This is a genomic window from Pseudoalteromonas sp. SR43-7, assembly GCF_014163785.1.
In the GTDB taxonomy this organism is placed as follows: domain Bacteria; phylum Pseudomonadota; class Gammaproteobacteria; order Enterobacterales; family Alteromonadaceae; genus Pseudoalteromonas; species Pseudoalteromonas distincta.
In genome coordinates, this window is sequence record NZ_JACJDY010000001.1 from 182,109 (window position 1) to 193,813 (window position 11,705).

9 protein-coding genes are annotated in these 11,705 nt (G+C 39.4%); 7 read left to right on the top strand and 2 right to left on the bottom strand.

Annotated elements, in window-relative coordinates:
- The first annotated feature begins 8 nt into the window (after nt 1-8).
- The 3 genes from H5087_RS00825 (at nt 9) to H5087_RS00835 (ending at nt 3,359) form a co-directional block, all read left to right on the top strand.
- Complete coding sequence (locus H5087_RS00825) at nt 9-1,349, top strand: DUF1501 domain-containing protein (RefSeq protein ID WP_182670845.1); 1,341 nt, start codon at nt 9-11, stop codon at nt 1,347-1,349.
- 106 nt (nt 1,350-1,455) lie between these two features.
- Nucleotides 1,456-2,169 (top strand): DUF1499 domain-containing protein, encoded by a 714-nt coding sequence (locus tag H5087_RS00830; protein ID WP_182670846.1) that lies wholly within the window; start codon nt 1,456-1,458, stop codon nt 2,167-2,169.
- Nucleotides 2,170-2,312: 143 nt separating this feature from the next.
- Entirely contained in the window at nt 2,313-3,359 is a 1,047-nt protein-coding gene (locus H5087_RS00835; protein WP_182670847.1) for an NAD(P)-dependent alcohol dehydrogenase, read from the top strand.
- 75 nt (nt 3,360-3,434) lie between these two features.
- On the opposite strand, the gene H5087_RS00840 is transcribed toward H5087_RS00835, so the two are convergent.
- Nucleotides 3,435-4,640: an MFS transporter gene (locus H5087_RS00840; protein ID WP_024598262.1), complete on the bottom strand. Its 1,206-nt coding sequence runs from the start codon at nt 4,638-4,640 to the stop codon at nt 3,435-3,437.
- 360 nt (nt 4,641-5,000) lie between these two features.
- On the opposite strand from H5087_RS00840, the gene H5087_RS00845 reads away from it, so the two are divergent.
- The 3 genes from H5087_RS00845 to H5087_RS00855 all read left to right on the top strand — a co-directional run bounded on the left by H5087_RS00845 (nt 5,001) and on the right by H5087_RS00855 (nt 9,772).
- Nucleotides 5,001-6,299 carry a PAS domain-containing methyl-accepting chemotaxis protein gene (locus H5087_RS00845; RefSeq protein ID WP_182670848.1) on the top strand — a complete coding sequence of 433 codons (1,299 nt, stop codon included), beginning with the start codon at nt 5,001-5,003 and terminating at the stop codon, nt 6,297-6,299.
- 133 nt (nt 6,300-6,432) lie between these two features.
- Complete coding sequence (locus H5087_RS00850; protein WP_182670849.1) at nt 6,433-8,598, top strand: TonB-dependent receptor; 2,166 nt, start codon at nt 6,433-6,435, stop codon at nt 8,596-8,598.
- A gap of 256 nt (nt 8,599-8,854) precedes the next feature.
- Nucleotides 8,855-9,772: a TDT family transporter gene (locus tag H5087_RS00855; protein WP_259397715.1), complete on the top strand. Its 918-nt coding sequence runs from the start codon at nt 8,855-8,857 to the stop codon at nt 9,770-9,772.
- Between the two features lie 2 nt (nt 9,773-9,774).
- Here H5087_RS00855 and H5087_RS00860 read toward each other — a convergent pair whose 3' ends face one another.
- Nucleotides 9,775-9,966, bottom strand: a complete 192-nt coding sequence (locus H5087_RS00860; RefSeq protein ID WP_039487197.1) for a DUF2986 domain-containing protein — start codon at nt 9,964-9,966, stop codon at nt 9,775-9,777.
- 249 nt (nt 9,967-10,215) lie between these two features.
- On the opposite strand from H5087_RS00860, the gene H5087_RS00865 reads away from it, so the two are divergent.
- The gene (locus tag H5087_RS00865) at nt 10,216-11,703 is read left to right on the top strand and encodes a dipeptidase (protein WP_182670851.1); all 1,488 of its coding nucleotides are present in this window, start codon (nt 10,216-10,218) and stop codon (nt 11,701-11,703) included.
- Nucleotides 11,704-11,705 lie beyond the last annotated feature (2 nt).

Sequence of the window (11,705 nt, forward strand, 5' to 3'; positions counted from 1 at the left end):
AGCGCATAATGAGCATTAATAGAAGAGAGTTTTTGTCGTTATGTGTAAAAGGCAGCGTATCGGCTGCCGCGTTAACGAGCCTGCAATTACAAGCATTAACTGGAGCGACTAATGCCGTTGAGTTAGGTGATTATAAAGCATTAGTGTGTGTGTATTTATACGGGGGGAATGATTCGTTAAATATGCTCGTTCCGCTTGAAGGCGAGCAACGTAGTGTTTACGAGCAAAGTAGGCAGAACCTAGCGGTAGAGAGCCCACTTGAGTTAAGTATTAAAAGCCAGTTTGCCGGTGGAGTCGGTATTCATCCCTCACTTGAACCTATACAAAATGTGTTTGAATCTCAAAATTTAGCATTTATAGGCGGGGTAGGTACTTTACTCGCTCCCACAACATTGAATGACTATAAAAATAAAACAATAGGTTTGCCTAAGCATTTGTTTTCGCATAACGATCAGCAAGCTGCGTGGATGTATGGTCGAGAAAAACAATCACTTAATAGCGGGTGGGGCGCACGACTTTTAGAGCGTTTAGAGTTACAAGATGAGTTTGCAGCTAATGTATCACTCGACGGTACTAATTTATGGCAAACGGGAAGTGCTAGCAATGCATTTGCGCTTAACAAAAGCGGCATTAGTAGTATTAACGCGTTTGGAGGATATCAACCTCGTAGCGAGCACGTAACCGCTATTATGAACCGCTTACTAGGCAATACGAGCCATCCGTTAAGTACAGCTTATGCCAATGGCTTAACAAGTGCGATAAATAACACTCAAGCAATGAACAGCGCGTTAGAAAGCGCGCCTGCACTTATTACCCCATTTAGCGATAATAGCCTTAGTGAGCAATTTGCAGCAGTCGCTAAAACAATTAGCGTACAGGCAAAGTTGAGTACTCAACGCCAAGTGTTTTTTGTTTCTATGGGGGGGTATGATACCCACGACAACCAATTAACAACGCACCCTGCTTTATTAAATACGTTAGCTCAAGGGTTAAGTGAATTTGATAGTGCGATGAAAGAGCTTGATATGGCTGATAAAGTGACGACGTTTACTATGTCTGATTTTGGTCGTACGCTTACCTCAAATGGCGATGGCACTGATCATGGTTGGGCAGGGAACCAAATAGTAATGGGCGGCGCAGTAAAAGGCGGCAATATATATGGTGAGCTACTAACCCAACATTTGGATGGCCCACAAGATACCGGTGGCGGGCGTTTAATTCCAAGTGTTGCTAATGAGCAGTACTTTGCCACACTGGCTCAGTGGTTTGGTGTGCCAAGCTCTGAGCTTGTTGATATCTTTCCAAACTTGAGTAACTTTGATCACACAACATTGGACTTTTTTGTGTAATTAGTCGCTAATAGTAATCTAAAAGCACTTGTTAGTAGTATAAGCTACCGGTTGATAGTGCTTATCTGTTTTAATAATAAAAATCACACAATATAGGAATCATAAAATGAAAGTTTTAGTGAGCTTAGTTAGTCTAATCGCTTTTTTACTCGTCATACTGCCGGGGCCTTTGTATAAATATGGTATTGTGGAGCTAAAGGTTGCTTTTACGGGATTTAGATTTGGCGTTTACGCTGGTGGCGCTGCATTGGTGCTACTTATAATACAAGCGCTATTTATGCGTAAAACGTTAACGCTAAGCAGTGGTGTTATTGCACTTGTGTTTTCGGTTGTGGCTATTGCTATGCCACTTAATATGATGAACAAAGCTAAAAGCGTACCGGCAATTCATGATATTTCAACAGATTTAGTTAACCCACCAAAATTTGTAGCAATTGCGCCACTTCGTGCTGAAGCACCAAATCCAGTAGAGTACGCGGGTGAAGAAACGGCAGTACAGCAACGCAAAGCATACCCTGAACTGGCAACGTTAAGCTTTGCACAATCTAAAGCCGATTTGATGGCAGCAAGCGAACAAGCAGTTAAAAACCTTGGCTTTACAGTGGTAAGTGCAAATACGGCTACAGGTATTGTAGAAGCTACTGATACAACCACATGGTTTGGTTTTAAAGACGATGTGGTAATTCGTATTAAAGATGAAGGCAGCCAACGTTTTGTTGATATTCGTAGTAAATCGCGAGTAGGGCGTAGTGATTTAGGAAAAAATGCAGAGCGCATTCATTCAATTATTAATGAACTAAACAGCTTACTTGCAAAATAATTAAATTTAGCGCCCTAGTCCTAACGATTAAGCCCAAACACTGTTTGGGCTTTTTTTGTGCCTATTTTATATTGTCAGGTTCTATTCACAGGCTATGTACTATGCTGTTGATGATTTAAATTTTTAACCACTATGGAGTTATTATGAAAACAGTAGGATATGCAGCAAAAAGCCAAGGTTCTGAATTGACAGAGTTTTCTTTTGAGCGCCGCGATTTACGAAATAACGATGTAGAAATTGAAATTTTATACTGTGGTGTGTGCCATTCAGATTTACACGCCGTACGAAATGATTGGGGTGGCAGTGACTACCCGCTAGTACCTGGGCACGAAATTGTTGGTAAAGTTATGTCGGTAGGTAGCGACGTTAAAAAATATAAGCAAGGCGACACAGTTGCTGTGGGTTGTATGGTTGATTCGTGCCAAAGTTGCGATCAATGTGATAACGACGAAGAGCAATTTTGCCGCGAAGGCATGGTTGGTACGTACGCAGGCAAAGACCGCGTTAGTGGTGAAATGACCCAAGGTGGGTATTCTAAACATGTTGTTGTACGCGAAGAATTTGTACTTTCTGTACCAGAAAATTTAGACCTTTCACGCGTTGCACCGCTACTTTGTGCAGGTATTACTACGTATTCGCCACTTCATAAATGGGGCGTAAAAAAAGGTAGCCGTGTTGGTGTTATTGGTCTAGGTGGGCTTGGTCATATGGCCGTTAAAAATGCAGTTGCAATGGGCGCAAGCGTTACGGTAATTGGCCGTAGTGAGTCTAAAAAAGATGATGCGGTTAAATTAGGTGCTCAGCACTACTTAGTGTCATCTAATGATGACGAAATGAAAGACTCGCAGTCGGCTTTCGATGTAATTATTGATACAGTGCCTGTTAAGCATGACCTTTCAATCTACACGCCTTTATTAGACATAGACGGCGCACTAATCATCGTTGGCCAAGTTGGCCCTGTAGAAGAGCTAAACACGGTGCCGCTGTTAATGGGTCGTCGCCAAGTAGCAGGCTCACTTATTGGTGGTATTGCAGAAACGCAGCAAATGCTTGATTTTTGCGGTGAGAATAACGTGCTGCCAGAGTGCGAAATGATCAACATTGACGAAATTAACACGGCATACGAGCGTATGGAAAAATCTGACGTACGATACCGCTTTGTTATTGATATGGCATCGTTAAACGCTTAATTTACTAGGTAAATTAAAAATAAAAGAGCCGCTAATTAGCGGCTCTTTTTATGTTTTAAATTAACCAGGACTCAGTTAATTAGTAGCTTGCGCTGTTGGTTGCTGTTTGTTTAGTTGTAAGTAACTTAATAGCCACATACCCAAACCACCTAAAAACAATGCAGCTGCTACGTAACCTGTTTGATTAGGTGCAGCACCTTGCGCTATTGCAATTCCGCCAACCCAAGGACCTATAGCATTGGCAGTATTAAATGCGCACTGTACTAAGGCACCAATCATAGCGTGGCCTTCGGGCGCAACGTCCATTAAAAGCGTTTGAATCAGCGTAGCCAAGCCCACACTGCAACCAATAAAGAAGATCACCGCGTAAAGAGCCCAAATATTATGGCTTGCCGTTACATATGCAAAGGCAAATACAATAGTACATACAAGCGCAAGGCCAGTCGTTTTAATTGCTGATTTATCGGCAGCTTTACCCAGTACATAGTTACCGAGTGTACAACCGATACCAAACATTACCATTGCGATAGAAATAGTATACGGAGCTGTTTTTGTTACCACTAATATGGTGTCGGCAATGTAAGTATAAATACAAAACACTCCGCCAAAGCCAATAATTACAATACCCAAAATGGACCAAACCAGTTTATTTTTAAGTACGCCAAACTCGTTTAGTAAGTTAGAAGGCTTAGCGTTATCGATACTAGGCACTACTTTATAAACAAAAACAAAAGCAATAAAGGCCAGTACTGCAGCGCCAGCTAAACAATAACGCCAACTTAAATTTTGACCTACAAGTGTAACTATAGGCACGCCAACAATAGTAGCCACAGTTAAACCCATAAACACCTTAGACATAAAGCTTGCACGCTTACCTTTTGGGGCAATATCTGATGCTAATAAAATAGCAGCACCAAAATATGCACCATGAGGTAAGCCACTTAAAAATCTAAATATTACAAGCTGCTCAAGCGACGTTGCCATCGCGCTTAACCCGTTTGAGATAAACATTAAGCTTATAAAAATGAGCAATGCTTTGCGCTTTCTCATATTAGCAGTGGTAAGCATTAAAATAGGCGCACCCACTACAACACCAATGGCGTAAGCACTAATTGCGTAACCACTTTGTGAGGGCGTTGAGCCAAATGTTTCGCTAATTAGTGGCAGCATAGGCATCATCGAAAACTCAGATAATCCTAAAATAAATGTGCCAAGTGCTAATACGAGTAAAATAGCGGTTCTGTTAAGTTGACTAGATGCCGACGTTACATCTGATGTCATAGATGATCCCTTAAGATTTAATTTTAAAAGTGAAACAGCGCAATAAATTCTGAATAGAAAATATTATATGTATGCTTAAATTTTGGTGTGAGAGGGTAGTCTGTGAAAGTGCTATTTTAAGTTAAAAAAAGTACAGAGTCATGCATAAATTAGTGTTTTTGTTAGGTTTTTAAAATGTTAATTAGAAGAAAATACTACTTAAAATTCATAAAATAAAAAAACTATTTATAAAGCATGCATCTATAAGGTGTTAAATATTCGCCGAAAGGTTATTTAGAGCTTATATTTACAGTACAGTTACATGTTGATATCACATTAATTTGCTAATGTTTTTACTAATTTACTCCTTAAGGTTTTTATATGTTTGGTATTTCTAAAAGAAACGCAAAAATTGAAGAAATGGAGCTTCAATTAATTCAAAAACAGTCTATCTTGTCGGCAATTAACAAGCATGTGGCTTATATAGAGTTTACACCTGAAGGAATAATATTAGACGCAAATCAGTTATTTCTAGCTACTGTAGGCTACAGCAAAGAGCAAATAATTGGCAAACATCATCGCATGTTTTGCGAACCTGAATATGCAAAGTCAGACGAATATAGCCAATTTTGGCAAGCATTAAAAACCGGAGATTCTAAATCAGGATCGTTTTTAAGATACAAAGCTAATGGCGATAAGCTTTGGCTTGAGGCAACTTACTTTCCTGTAGAAGAGCATGGCGTAGTCACTAAAGTGATTAAAATAGCCTCTGATATTACGACTAGTTATATACAACGAAAGGCACAAGAAGCGATAGCTACTGCACTCGATAAAGCATTGGCTACAATAGAGTTTACCCCACAAGGTAATATTTTAAGCGCAAATCAAAACTTTTTAGCAACAGTAGGCTACAGCTTAAAAGATATTGTAGGTAAACATCATAAAATGTTTTGTACTGAAGTGTTTTATGAGAAAAACCCACACTTTTGGAATGAATTAGCGCAGGGGCAGTTTAAGTCAGGAAAATTTAAACGTATTGCCGCCGACGGTTCAGAAATTTGGCTAGAAGCTACTTATAACCCAATATTAGATAGCAAAGGTAATGTAATTAAAATAATTAAGTTTGCATCAAATATTACTGATCGTATACACAATAATAATGCAGTGACTGAAGCCGCTGCAATCGCGTATGAATCGGCGGTAGCTACAGCGCAAACCGCTAAAAAAGGTTCTGAGATACTACAAAGTTCTGTTGCAAACTCAGATGCCATTGTAAGCCAAGTTCTTAAGTCAGTTGATTTAATTAAAAATCTTAATGAACAATCAGCTGTAATAGGCTCCATTGTTTCTACAATTAGCAGCATTGCTGATCAAACTAATTTACTTGCACTCAATGCTGCTATTGAAGCTGCACGTGCTGGTGAATACGGTCGAGGTTTTGCTGTAGTAGCTGACGAAGTAAGGCAACTTGCAGCCAGTACGAGTAGTTCAACTAATGAAATAGCGACCGTTGTTAAAAATAACCAAGAGCTCACTAATGATATATCAAGGCAAATTACGTCGGTTTCAGACTCTTCAGAGCAAGGCCGAGAGCTTATTGCGAATGTATCTGAAGTTATTAAAGAGATTGAGCGAGGGGCTGATATTGTTTCTCAAACAGTCGCTGAGTTAAATACTTAATTTATTATATGACCTTTTAGATTAAACACGCCTAACAACATTCAAAATTGATAAAGTGCGACAATATGTCGCGCTTTTGCTTTTGCAGTTCACACTATAATTACGCCAATTATTACAGTGGCATAAATTAACAATGGTTTATAAAAGCAAAACTCAAAAAACTTACTTACTTTCCCCTGTCGCACTTTTTATTAGCTGTGTGCTATCTACTTTTGCATTTGCCGACGATACGTCTTTAGAAGTAATTGAAGTACACGGACATGCTCAAAATAAGCATTTAGCACTTGGTTCGTCAGAATCGTTATTAAGTGATTTAGGTGTCGACTTTTCAGCTGCGGGCGGCGTATCTAACCTCCCTATTTTAAATGGTTTAATGGGCGACAGAGTTAAAGTGTTAATTGATGGCGCAGATGTAACCGCTGCATGCGCTAATCATATGAACCCGCCACTTTCGTATATCTCGGCTAATCAAATTACGTCTTATAATGTGGTTGCAGGCGTGTCGCCAGTGAGTGCGGGCGGCGATAATATTGCTGGCGTAATAAACGTTAATTCTATTTCACCACAGTATAGCGATAGCAATGAATTAGGTTGGCACTCAGGTTATGTGTCAGCAAAGTACAGTAGCGTTGATAACGGACGTAAACTTGGCGTTGGTGCACGTTTAGCAAGTGACACGCTTAGCCTTAATTATCAGGGTTCGTTTAGTGACGCAGATAGTTATGAAGACGGTAACGGCGATGTAGTATTAGATACATTGTATCGAGCACAAAATCATAGTTTAACCGCAGCTATGCGCGATGATAAACAGCAATTAGTTATAAAGCTAACGCATCAAAAAATCCCATATCAGGGATTTGCAAATCAGTATATGGATATGACCGATAACACCAGCTACGGTGCAATAGCTCAATACAAACGCTCCTTTGAAAACAGCGAGCTTGAAGGGCAAGTTAACTGGCATAGCGTAAAGCACGAAATGGGTTTTTTTAGCCAAGAAAAAACAGGCATGATGCCAATGAAAACCGATGCACAAGATATAAGTACGCAGCTTAAATGGCGTATTGCGCTTAATAAAAACAGCAGTATTTTACTCGCTCAAGAATATTACAATTACAGCATTGATGATTGGTGGCCAGGTATTGAAGGCTCAACCATGATGGGACCAGACGATTACGTAAATATAAATAACGGTAAACGAGAGCGCATAGCGGCATTTGCTGAATTTGAGAGCCAAATAAATACCAAGTTATGGTTAAATGCAGGCGTACGTATTGAAAGTGTTAATACCCAAGTAGGTGAGGTTCAGCCTTACCACGACGGTATGAGCATGATGGATATGGGCGATATGAGCGACATGGGGGGTATGGAAAGTATGACCATGAGCGATACGTCTACAGATAACACTATTGCTGCACAGAATTTTAATGCTGGCGACAGACATAAAACCGACACTATAGTTGATGCTAACTTATTAATTAACTACCAAATAACAAATTATGATGAGCTGCAATTTGGTCTTGCCCGTAAAAACCGCGCACCTAATTTATACGAGCGATACAGCTGGGGCGTAAGTAATATGGCAACCACCATGATTGGTTGGTATGGCGATGGTAATGGCTATATTGGTAACCCTGATTTAGACGTTGAAACAGCGCATACTTTAAGTGCTACTTATATTAAATCGGCTAAAGATGACCGTTGGCGATTAAGCACCAATGTTTGGTATACAGATGTGAATGATTATATTGATGCTGATATTGTAAGAAGCTTCAATAGTTATGACTTGGACAACACTGCGCGTAACATTTTGCAGTTTACTAATGTAGATGCCATTTTATATGGTGCAAAAATAGATTTAACAGCCAACATTTATGAATCTAAGGATTTAGGTAACTGGCAGTTACACGCTAATGTTACTAATACGAGAGGCAAGCGCGACGATACTAACCAGCCGCTTTATCAAATTAAACCACTGCAAACCCAGCTAGGTATTAGCCAGCAAATGGGTCGGTTTGAAAACGCATTAACTTGGCAGTGGGTAGATACTAAAACCCGTGTAGATAATAATCGTTTTGAAAACCAAACAGACAGCTACAGCTTGGTTAATTTAAGCTCTAAAGCCACATGGGATTCATTAACGCTAAGCGCAGAAGTGAGTAACGTGTTTGATGAGTACTACCAACTCCCACTAGGCGGCGTAAGTATTGCAGCACTTAAACAAGATAGCAGCAACGGGTTTGAACAACTTGCAGGGCAGGGTCGTTCATTTAATGTAAGCATTAGTTACGCGTTTTAACTAAATTAAATTTTAAAATAAAGTAAAAGCCATAACTGTGTTATGGCTTTTTTCATACGCTTTAATATGTAAGCCGTAAACTTATTTTTATGAAATATTTGTACGCAAAAAGCGCTCTATTAAGCACGCTTGTACTAATTTTACAGCGTTATTTTAAGGCAATGCAGTAAAAAGCAGTAGCTTGTTCATCACCCAATGATTAGGAAGTACAGTTTTTAAGCAATTTAAAAATAAAGTGATGGGTGCGCCAACAGCTATGGCCGGTTTAGCTTTGGGTATTGCCAGTATGGGATGGACATGGGAAAACGTTTTTAATTTAAACTCCCAAGGGCAATTTTTGGGAGCTGTATTAGCTGGCGTATTAGTTTTACTTTTGGCTGCTAAGTTTTTACTACACCCTCATTTATTAAAAGCCGATTTAGCACACCCAGTTGCAGGAAGTGTGATCCCTACATTTGCAATGGCTAATCTTGTTATTTCAAACTCAATTGGGCAATTTAACCCATTAGCTGGTGATACTATGTGGGTTTTAGCTTTTGTGCTGCATCTCACATTTTTGGTGAGCTTTTTATACCAGCGAGCAAAAAAGTTTAACTTTGAGGATATGGCGCCCAGCTGGTTTGTGCCACCAGTAGGGATAATTATTGCAGATGTTACTTTTTCGGGAAATCCGACATTAGCGTGGTTAGCTTATAGTGCGCTGGTTATTGGTATATCAACGTACGCTATAATGCTGCCAATTATGTTTTATCGTTTTTTATTAGCATTAAAAAGTGACTACGAAATACAGCCAACACTTGCCATTTTAGCTGCGCCTGCCAGTTTAACATTAGCGGGGTATTTTCATATTGTAGCTAATCCGTCACTTATTATAGTGGGGGCATTATTTATATTATCGATAATAAAAACACTGATTGTTTACGTGTTATTTATAAAGTTATTAAGCAGACCTTTTACACCGAGCTACGCTGCTTTTACATTTCCAATGGTTATTGGGGCAACTGCATTATTTAAAATGGCTGATTGGATGCAAAGTATAAACCTCGCAATGCCATATGTAGATACAGTTAATTACTTAGCTACGTTTGAACTTATAGTTGCCACGGCAGTGGTATGTTATGTAAGTGGTCGGTACTTTTGCCACTTTAAATTATCAAAGCAACAGGTAACATAAAACTACTCTTGGATTACCTGTGGCTCATTACTTTCTTGTTCAGCTAGTTTTTCGCGCTCAGCTTTTGATACATAAGACGGTTTGTTGCTTTTATGCAATTTAGCGTTAGTGCGTTTATCTTTCTTTTGAAATTTAGTGACGATTTTTTTACGACGGTTCACAATTAAATACTCTCTTAATTTTAAGTCGCGCATTATACAGTCATCCTCATAAAAGCTGCTATATAAATATTTAACATGAACTCTGGGCAAGAGATTTACTTGGCCTATTGCAAGTAAGTTCAACGCAGTTAGCGCTGAAAATAGCTGCTTGAGATAGATTTATTATCCAGAGTTTCGGTTATTTACCTTAAGTTACCTGTGTGTTTGGCGTAAAGAGCTATAAGTAGGCACTTCATAGCGTTATAATTACCGCTCTTAGTTATTAATTAAATGGGAATTGTTTTGAAAAAGTTAGCTTTAGCCAGTATTGCTTTATTTGCATTTGGCGCACATGCGCAGTTAAATAAAAATATTGATAGCGTTGCCGATTACGCAGTAAATACCTACCAAAATGCTCAAATACACACACTAACTAACTTAGTGGCTTTTCCGACGGTTAATAAAAGCGACATTAGCACTCCTCAAAATCCCGATTTTATTGGCTTTAAAGCACTTTTAAAAATGAAAGCCGCAGAGCTTGGTTTTGACTACCAAGATTTAGGCTACACCGTATTAATTGGTATGGGCGAGCAAAGCGAAAAAGTAACGGTAGTAACCCACGGGGACGTGCAACCTGCTAATGCAAGCAAATGGAAACAAAGCCCTTTTATTATTGATACATCTGAACCGGGTAAATTAGTTGGTCGTGGTACTGAGGACGACAAAGGTGCAATAGCAACAGCGCTTTACGCCATGAAAGCAATTAAAGATAAAGGCATAACCCTTAATAACCGTATTGAGCTTATGATTTACCTTGCTGAGGAGTCTGATTGGGGTCCGCTTACTCAATTTATGAAAACGTATGAGCAACCAAAATATGCAGTAACGATTGATGCATCATACCCTGTAGTGGTTGCCGAGAAAGGCTGGAGCTTAATTGCACCTACTTTTAATGCAACATCACCACAAACGGGTTTATATGTAAGTAACGTAACGGGTGGTGCGTTTAGAAGCCAAATTCCAGAAGATGCAAGCTTAGTTTTGCACAATGCAGACGCGGCACTTATTAATACATTAAAAGCAAAAGCTAAAACATTAAATAAAGTTGAATTTAACTTTAGTGAAAAAAGTAATGGTTTAGCAATAAGTGTTAAAGGTATGTCGGCGCATTCATCAGAGCCCGAGTCGGGTATAAATGCCATTGCTTATTTAGCTGAGTTATTTAAAGGCGTGGAGCTTGAAAATAACAGTGACGGCGAGCTAATCGGCTTTGTGAATCAGTTAATTGGTTTAGATATTCACGGTAAACAGTTTGGCGAGATAGCTTATAAGCACGACTTTATGGGTCCGATGACAGTGGCACCAACCGTTATTGAGCGCGATGGTAATGCGCTAACACTTGCTGTAAATGCACGTCGTCCAATGGGTAAAGATGAAGCTGTATTACAAAAGCAAATTGATGATGCACTCGCTAATTGGCAAGCTACTAACAATGTAACACTTGCTAACATAGAAACAATTATTGGCACACCTATGCTACTTGATGGCGCGCCACATGCGCAAAAGCTGCTTGATATTTTCAAGCATTTTACGGGCGACGAAAAAGCTGACTTTGTATCAATAGGTGGTGGCACTAACGCAAAGCTGTTTGATAATGCGGTATCGTTTGGCCCTTCAATGCCAGGTAAACGCTACACGGGTCACTCAGAGCATGAATTTATGACCATTGAGCAACTAGAGCTAAATTTGCGCATGTACACAGCGATGATGATAGAGCTGGGTAATATGTAAGT